This window comes from Pseudomonas sp. GW821-FHT01A09 (assembly GCF_058986725.1).
Genome location: NZ_JBYSWB010000007.1, coordinates 156,652 through 174,535 on the forward strand (window position 1 = coordinate 156,652; position 17,884 = coordinate 174,535).

Below are 17,884 nucleotides of genomic sequence, written 5' to 3' on the forward strand. Positions count from 1 at the left end.
TATTCAAATACTAGAGTTGGTGGCAATGAAAAATAATGGTGGCAGCCGCTCCAATACGTGGTGCAGCCACTTATAGGGCTCTTGGTCGTTGACCTTGGTGACCTCAACCAAGCTGTAAATTTGCGCACGTCTGGCACGATTTTGAAGATGGTACGACAATGCAGCTTATACCCCAAGCTATACATGACGCTAATCGCCACACTGTCAATGCGGCAGTTATTAGAAATGGAGTGTTTGATTGATGAAGGTTTCGGTAGGAGAGGTCTACCCTGTTAGTGATCTAGATCTCGCGCGTGTGGAGCATTTTTTTGGCTGCGCTCTCGGTGAGGAGCTTTTACTGTTTTATGGTGAGTTTAATGGGGCGAGACTTTCGCTGAATGAATTGTCAGGTGAGTTATGCAGTGCTGTAGGTGTTAATGCATTTATTCCAATTGATAAGGTGATCGGGGTGATTGAGCGGTTTCCTTTTGCTAAAAACTTTTTTCCAATCGCATGGGCAGAAGGTGGTAATTACATTGTTATTAATTTATTGGATGGGCAGATCTATTTTGTGGACCATGAATTGGAAGAGGGTTATTTTAAGGTTGCCTCGAATGTAGGCGATTTTTTAGATAAGTTGCTACCGTCGGAGCCGCTAACCGCGCTGCCTGAAGGGGTAACCGTAGGTGATGTGTGGATTGATCCCGATTTTCTTAAGCGAGTTAAGTCTGGTGAGTTTGATTAAGTTTTCGGATGTTTAAGTTGGTTTGGTTTGGAGTTGTTATTTGTTAGTGATGTGTATTTTATTGTGGGGTGGGTTTCCTCGGGAGATGAGGTCCAGTCTCCATTATTTGGAGTGCTGAAAACTACTGGATCTTGTCGGATATCCAGCCGCGCGAGCAAGTTTCAGCCAGAGTCTGCACCTTGTTACGGTCTAGCTTGAGCCATGGATTTACGCCGGCGGGCTTGACCATGCTGCATTATTGTCTCGAGGAGATTGATACCCCTGAGTTTCGAGCCCTCATGGATGCGCTGCCTGGACAGGCGGATCTGTACGCAAAATACTTTCCTCAGCCGGCCTTCGCCGTAAGCTGCGACCTTGACCGCCATACGGCCAGGGCATTCAGTGTACCGCTTGACGAAAAGGCTGCGATGGCCGCACTTTTCTTGGGTTTCGCTTACACAGGGTCTGTGCAAAGTCACCGAGAGGATGAAATCCACTATCTCAATAAAGCGGTCGAGTACGGATGTCCCAAGGCCATGAGGAGTCTGAAACTCTTGACGAGGAGCTAGCGTGTTTTTGTGCGGTAGGGACGATCCTACCGGCGGACAGCGAGACGAAACACTGCCCACGTTCAAGACAGAAGGCGCCTCGTCATGGACCGCCATGAAGATGTCATGATACTTAGCCCGCAGCGCCTCGATACGTTCATTCATCTCTAAGCCCAGTCGCGCCTTTCTGACTGCACGAGGCCACGCCCCTCATCCACTCTGCAGGCAGCGACTAGGTCAGCCGGTGAACGCGCATGAAATCAATCCCGTGAAATTAGGTGCAAGTCCATTCCCCTAATTTTCCCTACGCCCCACCCGTATTCACCTCCATGAAAATACCGCTGGCCGCTCCCGGTCAGCGCGCTTCGCACCCATGGATCTGAGGACAGGTACCGCGATGGCCAACTTCTTCGAACGCCCGACTTCCCTGGCTCACGCACTGCTGCGTCATGCCGCAACACGGGCGGATGAGCCGGCCCTGCGCTTCCTCGATGGCCGCAGCGACGACGGCCTGGTGCTCACCTACGGGCAACTCGACAGCCGCGCCCGTGCCATTGCCGCCGCCCTTGTGCAACGGACACAAGCCGGTGAGCGCGCGCTGTTACTGTTGCCCAGTGGTCCGGATTACGTCGCAGCGTTCTTCGCCTGTCTGTATGCCGGGGTGATCGCCGTGCCGGCCTATCCTCCGGAGTCGATGCGCCCGCAGCATCTGGATCGCCTGTTGTCGATCCTCGACGATGCCGAGCCGGGCCTGATCCTCACCACCGCGCAGTTGCTGCCAGCGCTGAGCGAGCTGACGCTGCCAGGTGACGCCAGCCTGCCGGCGCTGCTGGCGGTCGATGAGATCGATACCGAGCAGGGCGAGCGGTGGGACGGCACTGGCTCGCGCGCGCAGGACATCGCCTTCCTCCAATACACCTCCGGCTCGACCGCCACCCCCAAAGGCGTGCAGGTCAGCAACGGCAATCTGGAAGCAAACGCCTGGCTGATTCGCCAGGGCTACGCAATCGACGCCGACGACGTGATCGTCAGCTGGCTGCCGCTCTACCACGACATGGGTTTGATCGGCGGGCTGCTGCAGGGCATCTACAGTGGGGTGCCGGTGGTGTTGATGGCGCCGCAGTATTTCCTTGAACGGCCGTTGCGCTGGCTCGACGCGATCAGTCGCTTCAAGGGCACCATCAGCGGTGGGCCGGATTTCGCCTATCGCTTGTGCGTCGAGCGCATCGCCGACAACAAGCTCACTGGGCTCGACTTGAGCCACTGGCGCGTGGCGTTCTCTGGCTCGGAGCTGATTCGCCAGGACAGCCTGCAGGACTTCGCCAAGCGCTTCGGCGCGTGTGGTTTCGATGCCAATGCCTACCTGGCCAGCTACGGCTTGGCCGAGGCGACCCTGTTCGTGACCGGCAGCCGTCCGGGGCAGGGCATCGATTCGCTGCAACTGGACGCCGCCGCTCTGGCCCGGCATCAGGCCAAGGTCGGCCACGGCGTGCGCTTGATGAGCTGCGGTTGGCCGCAGCCCGAGCATCCGCTGATGATCATCGATGCCTTGACCGGTGAGGCGCTGGCCGATGACGGCGTGGGCGAAATCTGCTGCAGCGGGCCCAGTGTCGCCCAAGGCTACTGGCGTAACCCCGAGGCCAGCGCCAAGGCTTTTGTCCAGCGTGACGGCAGCACCTGGTTGCGTACGGGCGATCTGGGCTTCCTCCACGATGGCCAGTTGTATGTGAGCGGGCGCATCAAGGACATGCTGATCATTCGTGGGCAGAATCTGTATCCGCAGGATATCGAGCGCACCGTCGAGACCCGTATCGAGGCGGTGCGCAAGGGCAGGGTGGCGGTGTTCGCGATTCCTGTAGCGAGGGGGCTTGCCCCCGATGGGCCCGACCTGCCGGGCGCCGTCACCGCCACCGACGCAATCGGGGGCAAGCCCCCTCACTACAGGGAGGAAGCGTTCGGCATCGCCGCCGAAATCAGCCGTCGCGTGCAAAAGCAGCACTCGACCGATGAGTTGATCGCCGCCATCCGCGCCGAGGTCGCCGCGGTTCATCACGAGGCCCCGGCTGTGGTGCTGCTGCTCGATCCCGGCAGCTTGCCCAAGACCTCCAGCGGCAAGCTGCAGCGTTCGGCCTGCGCGGCGCAGTGGCGCGCAGGCACCTTGCCCTGCGTGGCGCAATGGCAGCGGGACGAGCCCCTTGCCGAGGTGGCGAATACCGCCGCCACCGAGCCTGTGCCCGAGCGGATCGCCCGGCTGTGGCGCGAGCACCTCAAGATCGCGGCGCTGGAGTCCGGCGCGAGCTTTTTCGCCCAGGGCGGCAACTCCATCCAGGCGATTCAGATGATCGCCGCGCTACGCGATGAGCTGGCCATCGACCTCGAACTGCAAACCCTCTACAGCGCCGCCGACCTTGAGGCGTTCACAGCCGCAGTGCAAGCGCTGGGCTGTGAAAGCCCGCTGGCCGCCCTGCAACAAGCACCTCGCAACAGCGATCAACCGCTACCGCAAACCCTCGCGCAAAGCCGTTTGTGGCTCCTCTGGCAGCTGCAACCCGCCAGCCCGGCCTACAACATCCCCGGTGGCCTGCGCCTGCGCGGCGAGCTTGATCGCCTGGCCCTGACTCGTGCCTTCGCGGCCCTGGTCCAGCGCCACGAAGCGCTGCGCACACGCTTCTATCAACAGGGCGACAGCGGCTATCAACGCCTGGTCGACGGCAGCGATTGGGCGCTGCACTACGACGACCTCAGCGGCACTGCGCAAGACGTCCAAACGCTGCAGAACCACGAAGCCGCCAACCCCTTCGACCTCGAACGCGGGCCCTTGCTGCGCGTGCGGCTGATCCGCCTCGACGAGCAGGATCATCTGCTGCTGGTGACGGTGCATCACATCATTGCCGATGGCTGGTCGTTCGGCATTCTGCTCGACGAGTTCGCCCGGATGTATGCCGCGTTCAGCAGCGGCGACACAACGCCGCGACTCGCGCCACTGCCGATGAATCACAGCGACTACGCGGCCTGGCGGCAGGAGCGGCCGGTCGACAGTGCAACCGCGACTCGCGAACTGCAGTACTGGCGCGCCACCTTGGGCGGCGAACGCGAGCCCCTGGCCTTGCCGCTGGATCATCCTCGCGGTGCTCAACCATCGCCCGCCGAACGCCTGAGCCTCAACCTGCCCGCGGACCTCGGCGAACGCTTGCAGGCACTCGGCAGAGCCCACGGCGCCAGCACCTTCATGCTGCTGCTGGCCGCCTGGCAACTGCTACTGCACCGCTACAGCGGGCAGACCGATATCCGCGTCGGCGTGCCCAATGCCAATCGTCAGCATCGGCATAGCCAAGGGCTGGTGGGGTTTTTGATCAACACCCAGGTGCTGCGCGCGCAGATCGATACCCGACAGCCGTTCGAGCACTTGCTGGCAGCGGTGCGCACGAGTGTGCTGGAGGCTCAGGCGCATGGGCAGCTGGACTATCAGCAGGTGCATGCGGCGCTGGGCGACGATGCCGGTTTCGAGGTGATGTTCAACCATCTGCAGCGCGACACCAGCGCCTTGCGCCGTCTGCCGGGTCTGTTCGCCGAAGAGCTGCCTTGGCACAGCCGTGAGGCCAAGTACGATCTGCAATTGCACAGCGAACAGGATCAGCAGGGGCGTATCCGCTTGTCGTTCGACTACGCTACGCAGCTGTTCGAACGCGCGACACTCGAACGCCTCGCCGGGCAGTTCGTCGCGCTGCTGGAGCAGCTCTGCGCGCAGCCGCACACGCCGCTCGACGAGTTGCCGGCACTGACCGGCGACCAGGCACGACAGCTGCAAGCCTGGGGCAACAATCCGCAACCGGCACCGAGCTGGTTGCTGGCGCAACGGCTACAGGAGCAGGTGCTGACTACCCCGGACGAGATCGCCCTGCTGTTCGGCGCGCGGACCTTGACCTACAGCGCACTGGAGCAGCTGTCCAATCATCTGGCCCAGCACCTGCGCGCGCGAGGTATCGGCCCGGAAGTACGGGTCGGGATGCTGGCCGAGCGTTCGCTGGAGCAGATGGTAGCGCTGCTGGCGATCGTCAAGGCCGGTGGCGTTTACGTGCCGCTCGACCCGGATTATCCGCGCGAGCGTCTGGCGTTCATGCTCGAAGACAGCGGCATTGTCCTGTTGCTCGGCCAGGCCCAGGTGCTGCAAGCCTTCGCGGTGCCGGACAGCTGCGCGACCTTGCCGCTCGATGGGGTGTTGGACGAGGCGCTGCTGCAAACCCCGGTGGCTGCACCGCCGCTGGCCCTGCACGCCGATAACCTGGCTTACATCATCTACACCTCCGGCTCCACCGGGCGCCCGAAAGCGGTGGGCTGCACCCACGGGGCGCTGGCCGAGCGGTTGGAGTGGATGCAGCGCGAGTACGCCATCGATGGCATGGACGTATTGCTGCAAAAAGCGCCTTTGAGTTTCGATGTGTCGCTGTGGGAATGCCTGTTGCCGTTGATCGCCGGCAGCCGCCTGGTGCTGGCCGGTCAGGATGAACACCGCGATCCGCAACGGCTGGTGGCGCTGGTGCGCGAGCACGGGGTGACAGCGGTGCACTTCGTGCCGCCATTGCTGCAGTTGTTCGTCGATGAAGGCCTGGTGGGTGAGTGCAGCAGCCTGCGCTTGTTGTTCAGCGGGGGTGAAGTGTTGCCTGCCGATCTGTGCCGTCGCGTCCACGAGCGTCTGCCCCAGGTGGCGCTGCACAACCGTTATGGGCCGACGGAAACGGCGATCAATGTGACGCACTGGCGGTGTCTGACGGGTGATTCTGGGCAAGCAGTGCCGGCCTCTTCGCGGGCAAGCCTTGTTCCCACAGGGCGTGCGGGTGCTGTGGCGGACGGTTGTGGGAGCCCTGCTTTCACTGGGCGTGCGGGTCCTGAGGCGGACAGTTGTGGGAGCAGGGCTTGCCAACGAAGAGGCCCTCAAGACCGCCACGCAACCTCGGTCAGAATCCCCATCGGCCGCCCGCTGAGCAATGTGCTGACCCAGATCCGCGACAGCGACTGGCAGCTCGCCCCCATCGGCGCCCAAGGCGAGCTGCTGCTGGGCGGCTCTGGCCTGGCCCGCGGCTATCTCGGCAAGCCTGGCCTCACCGCCGAGCGTTTCCTGCCTGCCGAGGGCGGTGGCCGGCTGTACCGCAGCGGCGATCTGGCGCGCTGGCGCGGCGACGGCGCCCTGGAGTACCTGGGCCGCCTCGACCAACAAGTCAAACTGCGCGGCGTGCGCATCGAACTGGAAGAAATCCGTAACGCCCTGCTCGAACAACCCGGTGTCCGGCAGGCCGCGGTGATCCTCGGCGACGGCGTCGGTGGCGGGCAATTGCTGGCCTATCTGGTGGCCGAGCGCGATGAGCCCGATACCGCCCTGGCTACCCGCATCCGCGCAGCCCTTCTGCAACTGCTGCCCGAGGCGATGATCCCGGCCCATATCCTGCGCCTGCCAGCCTTGCCCCTGAGCCCGGCTGGCAAGCTCGATCGCCGCGCCTTGCCGCAGCCCGAAGCACTGACCCGGACGTACCGCGCCCCCCGTAGCGAGTTGGAAAGCACACTGGCCGCCATCTGGGCCGAAGTCCTGGAACTGGAGCGCATCGGCCTCGACGATGACTTCTTCGAACTCGGCGGCCACTCGCTGCTGGCCACGCGCATCGTCTCCCGCGCTCGCCAGGCGTTCGCGGTCGAGCTGCCGTTGCGCGCGCTGTTCGAATCGCGGCGGCTGGTGGATTTCGCCGCCTGGGTGGCTCGCGCTCGAGACGAGGGTCGAATCGACGGGCAGGGTGTCATAGAGCGGGTCGACCGCCGCCAGCGCGTGGCCTTGTCGTTCTCCCAGCAGCGCATGTGGTTCCTCTGGCAACTCGACCCGCAGAGTCCAGCGTACAACGTCGGCGGCATGGCACGGTTGCGCGGCGCGCTGGATGTCGACAGCCTGGAGCATGCCTTGCAGGCGCTGATCCAGCGCCACGAAAGCCTGCGCACCACCTTCCCGGCGCAAGACGGCAAGCCGTGGCAGCAGGTGTCGAGCCAATCCGACGTGGCCTTGCAGTGGCTGGACCTGTCCGCCGAGCCCGAGGCGCAGCGCCAGGCCGCCCTCCAGCATCTGGCCGAGGCGCAAGCCCACGCGCCCTTCGATCTGGAAACCGGGCCGCTGCTGCGCGTCTGCCTGGCCAAAAGCGCCGAGCACGAGCATCACCTGCTGCTGACCCTGCACCACATCGTTACTGAAGGCTGGGCGATGGACATCTTCGCCCGCGAGCTGTCCGCGTTGTACGCCGCCTTTGTCGACGGGCGCGAATCACCGCTGGCGCCGCTGCCGGTGCAGTACCTCGACTACAGCCATTGGCACCGCCAGTGGCTCGAAGGTGGCGAGATGCAGCGCCAGCTCGATTACTGGCGCGAGCAACTGGGCGGTGAGCAACCCTTGCTGGCGCTGCCCAGTGACCGTCCGCGACCCGCCGTGCAGAGCCATCGCGGCGAACTGCATCGCTTCGATCTGGACGCCGAACTGGCCAGCCGGGTCGCGCGCTTCAACAGCGAACGCGGCCTGACCCTGTTCATGACCATGAGCGCTGCGCTGGCGGTGCTGTTGTATCGCTACAGCGGCCAGGACGACCTGCGCATCGGCGTGCCCCTGGCCAACCGCATTCGTCCGGAAAGCGAAGGCCTGATCGGTGCGTTTCTCAACACCCAGGTGCTGCGCATCCGCCCCCATGGGCAGATGACCGTCAGCGAGCTGCTGGCCCAGGTGCGCCAGGTGGCGATCGATGGCCAGTCCCATCAGGACGTGCCCTTCGATCACCTGGTCGAAGCCCTGCAGCCGCCACGCAGCGCGGCCTGGAATCCGTTGTTCCAGGTGATGTGCAACGTCCAGCGCTGGGAGTTCCAGCAGCAGCGCGAGCTGGCCGGTGGCGTGCAGGTCGACTACCTGGTCAACGATGCACGGGCGACCAAGTTCGACCTCAACCTGGAGGTCACCGACTTCGACGCGCAGCTGCGTTGCTGCCTGACCTACAGCACCGACCTGTTCGACGCCGTGCGTATCGAAACCATGGCCGAGCACTGGCAGCGCCTGTTGCGCGGCATGCTCGCGGCGCCCGAGCAACGCCTCAGCGAGTTGCCGCTTCTCAGTGCCGGCGAGCGCCAGGCATTGCTCGCCAGCGGCCGCGGCGCGGTGCTCGACAGTGTGCCGGCCAGTGTTCACGCGTTGTTCCAGCGCCAGGCCCAGGCCACCCCTGACGGCCTGGCCGTGACCTGCGCCGGGCAGTCCCTGACGTACGCGCAACTCAACGCTCAAGCGAACCGCCTGGCCCATCGCCTGATCGAGCTGGGCGTCGGCCCGGAAGTTCGCGTCGGCCTGGCCCTGCGCCGCTCGCTGGACCTGGTGGTCGGCCTGCTGGCGGTGCTCAAGGCCGGTGGCGCCTATGTGCCGCTCGACCCGGAATACCCCCACGAACGCCTGCGCTACATGATCGAAGACAGCGGCATCGCCGTGCTGCTCGGCCATGACGAGCTGTTCAGCCAACTGGCGCCGTTGCCGACCACCGTGCAGGCCTGGTGCCTGGAACACGAGCGCACAACACTGGCGGACTACCCAAGTGACGATCTGCCAGAGCGCAGCGCCCCGCAGCACCTGGCCTACATGATCTACACCTCCGGCTCCACCGGCCTGCCCAAGGGCGTGGCGGTCGAACAAGGGCCGCTGGCCATGCATTGCCTGGCGGTAGGGCGCTTGTTCGAAACCACCTCGGCCGACCGTGAACTGCACTTCTACTCGATCAACTTCGACGCCGCCAGCGAGCGCCTGCTGGTGCCCTTGCTGTTCGGCGCCGAAGTGGTGCTGCGCGAGCAAGGCCAGTGGGACGCCGAGGCGATCTGCGAGCTGATCCGTGAGCGGCGCATCAACGTCCTCGGCTTCACCCCGAGTTACGGCGGTCAGTTGGCGCAGTGGCTGCGCAGTCGTCACCAGCGCCTGCCGGTGCGCCTGTGCATCACCGGCGGCGAAGCCCTGACCCCGGAGCACCTGCACGCGCTGCGCGACAGCTTCGCCCCGCAGACCCTGTTCAACGCCTACGGCCCCACCGAAACCGTGGTCATGCCCATGGCCTGCGCGGTGCCGCACGTGCTGCCTGCGCAGGCCAGCAGCGTGCCGATCGGCAGCGTGGTCGGCGCGCGCCAACTGTATGTGCTGGACGCCGACCTGGCGCAGTTGCCGGCCGGCGCAACAGGCGAACTGTATGTGGGCGGCTATGGCCTCGCCCGGGGATATCACGAGCGTGCGGGCCTGAGTGCCGAGCGCTTCGTCGCCGACCCTTTCGACGAGCAAGGCGGTGGCCGCCTGTACCGCACCGGCGATCTGGTCAGCCAGCGCACCGATGGTCAGCTGGAGTACCTCGGTCGTATCGATCAACAGGTCAAGGTCCGTGGTTTCCGTATCGAGCTGGGGGAAATCGAAGCGCGTCTGCTGGCCCACGACGCCGTGCGCGAAGCCGTGGTGCTGGCGCTGGACGGACCGTCGGCCAAGCAATTGGTCGGTTATCTGCTGGCCGAACCGGGGCAGGATCCGGCGACGCTGCGCGAGGTGCTCAAGGCCCATCTGCACAGTGGCTTGCCCGAGCACATGGTGCCGGCGCACTTGCTGGTGCTGGAGCGTTTCCCGCTGACCGCCAACGGCAAGCTCGACCGCCGCGCCTTGCCGGCCCCTGAAGCCAGCGCGGCGCAAGAGGCTTATCAGGCGCCGAGCAACGCCATCGAGCGTGGCCTCGCCGACGTCTGGCAGGCGGTGCTCGGCGTGGCGCAAGTGGGCATCGACGACAACTTCTTCGCCCTCGGCGGTGATTCGATTCTGTCGATCCAGGTGGTCAGCCGTGCCCGTCAGCTGGGCATTCATTTCAGTGCCAAGGACCTGTTCCAGCACCAGAGCGTGCGCACGCTCGCCGCCGCTTCGACCCTGAGCGAGCGCCTGAGTATCGATCAGGGCCCGGTGACCGGCGCCACGGCGCTCACGCCCATTCAGCACTGGTTCTTCGAGCAGCACCTGGCCGCGCCGCAGCACTGGAACCAGTCGGTGCTGTTGCAAAGCACCCAGCCACTGCAGCCAGTCCTGCTGGAGCAGGCGTTGCAGGCCCTGCAGGTGCATCACGATGCCCTGCGCCTGAGCTTCATGCACGGCGGCAAAGGCGGGCCTTGGCAGGCGCACTATCGCCCGCTCGATAGCGAGCAGACCCTGCTTTGGGTCCGCGAGGCGAGCAGCGCCGAGCAGCGCCTGGCACTGTTCGAGCAGGCGCAACAGAGCCTCGACTTGCAGCAAGGCCCGTTGCTGCGCGCGGTGCTGATCCCCGGAAGCCCGGAGCGCTTGCTGCTGGTGATCCATCACCTGGCCGTGGATGGCGTGTCGTGGCGGCTGCTGCTGGAAGACCTGCAGCAGGTCTATCGCCAGCTGGAGCAAGGCCAGGCAGCGCAGCTGCCGGCCAAGACCAGCTCTCTGCGCGACTGGGCGCAACGGCTGCACAGCTACGCCAGCAGCGAGTCGCTGCGCGAGGAGCTGAGCTGGTGGCAAACCCAGCTGCACGGTACCGACGGCGAGTTGCCCAGGGACTATCACGAGACTGCCAACCTGGAGTGCGACGCCAGCAGCGTCAGCCTCACACTGGACGCAGAGAGCACCCGACGCCTGTTGCACCAGGCCCCGCAAGCCTATCGCGCGCGCACCGAAGACCTGCTGCTCAGCGCCCTGGCAACCACATTGTGCGCCTGGACCGGCCAGCCCTCGGCCCTGGTGCAGCTGGAAGGCCACGGCCGCGAAGCGCTGTTCGACGAGCTGGACCTGAGCCGCAGCGTCGGCTGGTTCACCAGCGCCTACCCGCTGCGCCTGACGCCCGCCGCCGGCATCGGCGACAGCCTCAAGGCCATCAAGGAGCACCTGCGCAGCGTGCCGCACAAGGGCCTCGGCTATGGCGTGCTGCGCTATCTGGCCGACGACGCCAGCCGCCAGGCCATGGCCGCCTTACCCGCAGCGCGCATCACCTTCAACTACCTGGGCCAGTTCGATCAGGGCTTCACCGACGACGCCCTGTTGCGCCCGCTGCTGGAAGCCGGCGGCGCCCAGCACGCCAGTGACGCCGAGCTGCCCAACTGGTTGAGCGTCGATGGCCAGGTCTACGGCGGCCAGTTGACCCTGCGCTGGACCTTCAGCCAGCAGCTGTTCACCCCTCGGACCATCACGCAACTCGCCGAGGCCTACCGCAGCAACCTGGTCGCGCTGATCGAGCACTGCCTGCAACCGCAGAGCGGTGGCGTGACGCCGTCGGACTTCCCCCTGGCGCACCTCGATCAAGCCCAGCTCGATGCCTTGCCACTGCCGTTCAACGCCATCGAGGATGTGTTCCCGCTGACGCCGATGCAGGAGGGCCTGCTGCTGCACACCCTGCTGGAACCGGGCACCGGCATCTACTTCATGCAGGACCGCTACACCCTCGACAGCGCCCTGGACGTCGAGCGTTTCGACCGTGCCTGGCGCGCGGTGGTGGCGCGCCATGAAGCCCTGCGCGCGTCGTTCAGCTGGAACGCCGGCGAGCAGATGCTGCAGGTGATTCATCGCGGCGACGGCGACGGCGTGGAGTTCCTCGATTGGAGCGCGCTGCCCGCCGACGGCCATCAAGCGCGCCTGCAGCAACTGCTCGAAGAGGAGCGCCTGGCCGGCTTCGCCTTGCTCGAGCGGCCGCCGCTGCGCCTGCGCCTGATCCGCCTGGCAGCCGAGCGGCACTGGTTCATCATGAGCAACCACCACATCCTCATCGATGCCTGGTGCCGTTCGATTTTGATGGGCGACTTCATGGCCATCTACCAGGCGCTGGAGCAGCGCGTCGAGGCGCAGCTGAGCACGCCGCCGCGCTACCGCGAGTTCATCGCCTGGCTGCACCATCAGGGCCTGGAACCGTCGCAACGCTACTGGCGCGAAACACTGGCGGGCTTCGCTCGACCGACGCCGATCCCCAGTGACCGGCCGATCCTGCACGACAACGGCGGCATGCAAGTCGGTGATCTATATAGCCGCCTGCAACCCGAGCAGGGAGCGCGCCTGCGGGAACTGGCCCAGCGTCATCAACTCACCGTCAACACCTTCGCCCAGGCGGCCTGGGCCCTGGTGCTGCGCCGCTACAGCGGCGAGCGCGACGTGCTGTTCGGCGTCACCGTGGCCGGACGTCCGGCCAGCCTGCCGCAGATGCAGCAGTGCGTCGGGCTGTTCATCAACAGCATCCCGCTGCGGGTGCCGATGCCGGACGTCGGCCAGGCACTGAGCGTGCGTGGCTGGCTGCAGCAGTTGTTCGAGCGCAACCTCGAATTGCGCGAGCACGAGCACCTGCCGCTGGTGAGCATTCAGGAATGCAGCGAACTGCCCAAGGGCCAGCCGCTGTTCGACAGTCTGTTCGTGTTCGAGAACGCGCCGGTGGACGCCACCGTGCTGCAAGGCGCCCAGAGCCTCAACGCCCGTTCCGAGTCCGGGCGCACCCACACCAACTACCCGCTGACGGTGGTCTGCTATCCGGGCGACGACCTCGGCCTGCACCTGTCCTATGACCGGCGCTTCTTCGAGGCGGCGACCATCGAGCGCCTGCTCGGGGACTTCCAGCGCCTGCTGCTGGCGCTGGTCGATGGCTTCGAACAGGACGTCTCGGCGCTGCCGTTGCTGGCTGGCGACGAACAACGCTTCCTGATCGAAGACTGCAATCGGACGGCCCACGACTATCCCCTGCAGCACGGCTATGTGCCCTTGTTCGAGGCGCAGGTTGCGGCCCATCCCGAGCGCATCGTCGCGGCTTGCCTGGGTGAGCAATGGCGGTACGCCGAACTCGATCGTTACGCCAATCGCCTCGCTCACGCGCTGCTGGCGGCCGGGGTGCGGCCCGATCAGCCCGTGGCCTTGCTGGCCGAGCGCGGCTTGCCGTTGCTGGGCATGATCGTCGGCAGCCTCAAGGCCGGCGCCGGTTATGTGCCGCTGGACCCGGCCCATCCGCAACGGCGTCTGGCGCGTATCGTCGAGGTCAGCGCCGCGCCGGTGCTGGTGTGCAGTGCGGCGTGCCGTGGGCAGGCCGAGCAGTTGCTCGACGAACTGAGTTGCGCCGCTCGGCCACGGCTGCTGGTGTGGGACGCGGTGCAGCAAGGGCAGGGCGCTGTCGCGGCACCGGGAATTACCGTGACCGGCCAGCACCTCGCGTACGTGATCTACACCTCCGGCTCCACGGGCGTCCCCAAGGGCGTGGCCGTGCATCAGGCCGGCATGCTCAACAACCAGTTGAGCAAGGTCCCGTACCTGGCGCTGGACGAGCACGACGTGATCGCCCAGACCGCCTCCCAGGGCTTCGACATTTCCGTGTGGCAGTTCCTCGCTGCGGCGCTCTGCGGCGCGCGCATCGAGATCGTCCCGGATGCCATCGCCCATGATCCGGCCGCTCTGTTGCGTCACGTGCGCGACACCGGCATCAGTGTGCTGGAGAGCGTGCCGTCTTTGATTCAGGGCTTGCTGGCCGAAGCGCCGACTGACCTGACCGGGCTGCGCTGGCTGCTGCCCACCGGCGAAGCGATGCCACCAGCGCTGGCGCGCCAGTGGCTGCAGCGTTACCCCGCCGTGGCGCTGGTGAATGCCTATGGCCCGGCGGAGTGCGCCGATGACGTGGCGCTGTTTCGCGTCGACGCGGCGTCCAGCGCCGGCAGCTATCTGCCCATCGGCAGCGCCACCGACAACAACCGTTTGTATGTGCTCGGCGATGACCTGGACAGCGTCGCGCTGCTGGCTCAGGGCGAGCTGTTCATTGCCGGTACCGGGGTAGGGCGCGGTTATCTGGGCGACCCGGCGCGCACCGCGGCGAGCTTCCTGCCCGACCCGTTCGGCGCTGCCGGCGAGCGTCTGTATCGCAGTGGCGACCTGGCCCAGCGGGGCCTCGATGGCGTGCTGGAGTACGTAGGCCGGGTCGATCATCAGGTCAAGATTCGCGGCTACCGTATCGAGCTGGGCGAGATCGAAGCGCGCCTGCATGAATGGCCGGCGCTGCGCGATGCGGCGGTGGCGGCCCAGAGCAACGCCACCGGTCAGTACCTGGTGGGCTATGTAGTGAGCGATGAGGCCAGCCCGGACTGGGACGCGCTCAAGGCGCATCTGAGCCAGAGCCTGCCGGACTACATGGTGCCGCGTCATTGGCAGGCCCTCGCGCAGCTGCCGCTCAACGCCAACGGCAAGCTCGATCGCAAGGCGTTGCCGGCCCTGGATTTCAGCGCCACGCAGCACTATGTGGCGCCCGCCAGCCAGCTGGAGCAGACGCTGGCGCAGATCTGGGGGGAGGTGCTGGGTGCGTCACGGGTCGGCGTCACCGACAACTTTTTCGACCTCGGCGGCCACTCGCTGCTGGCCACGCAGATCGCCTCCAAGGTGCAACAGACCTTGCAGCGCAGTGTGCCGCTGCGGGCGATGTTCGAGTGCAGCACCGTGCAGGAACTGGCGCGCTATATCGACAGCCTCGAAGGCAGCGCCCTGACGGAACAGAAGGTCAGCCGCATCGACGACCTGATGGCCCGCCTGGAGGCTTTGTGACGAATACCCCTGTGGTGAGGGGGCTTGCCCCCGATAGCGGTGTATCAGCCGTGCAGATGGCGCTGACACGCCCTATCGGGGGCAAGCCCCCTCGCTACAGGGTTTGCCCCCGATAGCGGCGTGTCAGCTGTGCAGGTGGCGCTGATACTCGAAGGCAGCGCCCTGACGGAACAGAAGGTCAGCCACATCGACGACCTGATGGCCCGCCTGGAGGCATTGTGACGAATAACCCTGTAGCGAGGGGGCTTGCCCCCGATAGGGCGTATCAGCGCCATCTGCTCGGCTGACACACCGCCATCGGGAGCAAGCCCTGTGGCGAGGGGGCTTGCTCCCGATGGGGCGTATCAGCGCCACCTGCATGGCTGACACACAGCCATCGGGAGCAAGCCCCCTCACCACAGGGTAAGTGTTGAATAGATTCCTCGGCTTTTTAACTTCTCTTTCAGGAGCACAACCATGAGCACAGTGTTAGCCGAAAGCCCCATCGCCCACGAAGCGGACAAGGACTACCACTTCGAGGACAGCCCCATCCTCGTCCGGCAGCAGCAGCAGGAGTCCAACGCGCGCAGCTATCCACGCCGCCTGCCGCTGGCGCTCAAGCGCGCTCGGGGCATCCATGTCGAAGACGTCGAAGGCCGCACCTTCATCGATTGCCTGGCTGGCGCCGGCACCCTGGCGCTGGGCCACAACCACCCGGTGGTCATCGACGCCATTCGCCAGGTGCTCGACGACGAACTGCCGCTGCACACCCTCGACCTCAGCACCCCGGTCAAGGATCGCTTCGTGCAGGACCTGTTCGCCGCGCTGCCGCCGTCGTTCGCCCACAAGGCCAAGATCCAGTTCACCGGCCCCACCGGCACCGATGCCGTCGAAGCGGCCCTCAAGCTGGTGCGCATGGCCACCGGGCGCAGCACCATTCTGGCCTTCCACGGCGGCTATCACGGCATGAGCCAGGGCGCCTTGAGCCTGATGGGCAACCTCAAGGCCAAGACGCCCCTGGGCTCGATGGTCAGCCAGGGCGTGCAGTTCATGCCATTTCCCTACGACTACCGCTGCCCCTTCGGCCTTGGCGGCGTGCCGGGGGTCGAAGTCAACCTGCGTTACCTGCGCAACCTGCTCAACGATCCGGAAAGTGGCGTACAGGCTCCGGCCGGGGTGATTCTGGAAGTGGTGCAAGGCGAGGGCGGTGTGGTCCCGGCGGCCGACATGTGGCTGCGCGGCGTGCGCGAGATCACCGCCAAGGCCGGCATCCCGCTGATCGTCGATGAGATTCAGACCGGCTTCGGCCGCACCGGCAAGTTGTTCGCCTTCGAGCACGCGCACATCGTCCCCGACGTGGTGGTGCTGTCCAAGGCCATCGGTGGCAGCCTGCCGCTGGCGGTGATGGTCTACCAGGACTGGCTCGACACCTGGCAACCCGGCGCCCACGCCGGCACCTTCCGAGGCAACCAGATGGCCATGGCCGCCGGCTCCGCGGTGATTCGCTACATCGAAGAACAGCAGTTGGTCGACCACGCCGCCCATATGGGCCAGCGCCTGCGCAGCCAGCTGCTGGCGCTGCAAAAACGCGTGCCGCAAATGGGCGACGTGCGCGGCCGCGGGCTGATGCTCGGCGTCGAGATCATCGACCCCCACGCCGACCTCGATCCCCTTGGCCACCCTGCGGCCAACACCGCTCTGGCCAGCCGCATCCAGCGCGAGTGCCTCCAGCGCGGGCTGATCATCGAAGTGGGCGGGCGCCACAGCAGCGTGGTGCGCTTCCTGCCGCCGCTGATCATCACCGCCGAACAGATCGACGAGGTGGCGCGGATCTTCGCCAAAGCCGTGGCTGCCGCAACCCCCACAACCCTGTAGCGAGGGGGCTTGCCCCCGAAAAATGGCAGCCCCCCCCCCCGCAGATTGTGCGTGCTCCGAAGGATTTTCGGGGGCAAGCCCCCTCGCTACAGGTGAGTGGCACTTAATTTTCGCCAGCGCCATTCGTATTGACTGAACCCGGCCCCTGCGCCGCATCCACCTCAAGGAGCAACACCATGACCTCGGTATTCGATCGCGAAGACATCCTCTTTCAAGTCGTGGTCAACCACGAAGAGCAGTACTCCATCTGGCCCGACTACAAGGAAGTGCCCAACGGCTGGCGCACCGTGGGCAAGAGCGGCTTCAAGAAGGACTGCCTGGCCTACATCGAAGAAGTCTGGACCGACATGCGCCCCCTGAGCCTGCGCAAGCACATGGAAGAACAGGCGCGCCTGCGCGAGAACCAAGCCGTGCACTGAGGCCCCGACCATGGCAACGATGCAACTGTTCTGCCTGCCCTATTCAGGGGCCAGTGCCATGGTCTACAGCCGCTGGCGCCGTAAGCTGCCCGAGTGGCTGCAGGTGCAGCCGCTGGAGCTGCCGGGCCGCGGCGCGCGCCTCGGCGAGGCGCTGCAGACCGACATGCACGCCTTGGCGCGCCAACTGGCCCGCGAGCTGGCGCCTCGCATCCAAGGCCCTTATGGCGTGTTCGGGCACAGTCTGGGCGCCTTGCTGGGCTTCGAGCTGGTGCATGCCCTGGGTGAACTCGGCGCGCCGCAACCGGTGGCGCTGTTTGCCAGCGGCACGGCCGCACCGACCCGCCGCGAAGACTACGACCGCGGCTTCGCCGAGCCCAAATCGGATGACGAGTTGAAGGCCGAGCTGCGCGACCTGCAAGGCACCCCGCCCGAGGTGCTCGACAACGCCGAATTGATGGCCTTGATCTTGCCCGTCCTGCGGGCGGACTTCTTGCTGTGCGGGCGCTATGAGTATCGCGCCCGGCCACCTTTGGACTGCCCGCTGCATGTGCTCGCGGGTACCGAAGACAAGGCCAACCAGGCGCAGCTGATGGCCTGGCAGTTGGAAGGCCAGGCGAATTTTTCGCTGGACATGCTGGCCGGTGGGCACTTCTTCATTCATGAGCACGAGGCCAAGGTGCTGCGTTTGTTGAAGGCCAATCTGGAGGTGGATTTGCGTCGATATGAGCGCGAGGCACTGCTGGAATCGCCAACGATGTGAAGGGGCGGCCCC

At 65.4% G+C, this 17,884-nt stretch carries 6 protein-coding genes and 1 pseudogene; 6 read left to right on the forward strand and 1 reads right to left on the reverse strand.

The window, feature by feature from the left end; translation table 11 throughout:
- Positions 1–3: 3 nt before the first annotated feature.
- Positions 4–159 carry a transposase domain-containing protein gene (locus tag AC3WJP_RS11075; protein ID WP_493721308.1) on the reverse strand — a complete coding sequence of 52 codons (156 nt, stop codon included), beginning with the start codon at positions 157–159 and terminating at the stop codon, positions 4–6.
- On the opposite strand from AC3WJP_RS11075, the pseudogene AC3WJP_RS11080 reads away from it, so the two are divergent.
- The 6 genes and pseudogenes from AC3WJP_RS11080 to AC3WJP_RS11105 form a co-directional block, all read left to right on the forward strand.
- Positions 135–242, forward strand: a pseudogene (locus tag AC3WJP_RS11080) (hypothetical protein); the annotation flags it as partial. The gene AC3WJP_RS11075 and the pseudogene AC3WJP_RS11080 sit on opposite strands and share 25 nt — an antisense overlap.
- Positions 242–724, forward strand: a complete 483-nt coding sequence (locus AC3WJP_RS11085) for an SMI1/KNR4 family protein (protein WP_493721309.1) — start codon at positions 242–244, stop codon at positions 722–724. The pseudogene AC3WJP_RS11080 and the gene AC3WJP_RS11085, both read left to right, overlap by 1 nt.
- A gap of 924 nt (positions 725–1,648) precedes the next feature.
- On the forward strand, positions 1,649–14,839 hold the full coding sequence (locus AC3WJP_RS11090) for a non-ribosomal peptide synthase/polyketide synthase (protein WP_493721310.1): 13,191 nt from the start codon (positions 1,649–1,651) through the stop codon (positions 14,837–14,839).
- 456 nt (positions 14,840–15,295) lie between these two features.
- Positions 15,296–16,693 (forward strand): aspartate aminotransferase family protein, encoded by a 1,398-nt coding sequence (locus AC3WJP_RS11095; RefSeq protein ID WP_493721311.1) that lies wholly within the window; start codon positions 15,296–15,298, stop codon positions 16,691–16,693.
- 176 nt (positions 16,694–16,869) lie between these two features.
- Positions 16,870–17,112, forward strand: coding sequence for an MbtH family protein (locus AC3WJP_RS11100; RefSeq protein ID WP_493721312.1), 243 nt, complete (start codon positions 16,870–16,872; stop codon positions 17,110–17,112).
- A gap of 10 nt (positions 17,113–17,122) precedes the next feature.
- On the forward strand, positions 17,123–17,872 hold the full coding sequence (locus tag AC3WJP_RS11105) for a thioesterase II family protein (RefSeq protein ID WP_493721313.1): 750 nt from the start codon (positions 17,123–17,125) through the stop codon (positions 17,870–17,872).
- The last annotated feature ends 12 nt before the right edge of the window (positions 17,873–17,884 follow it).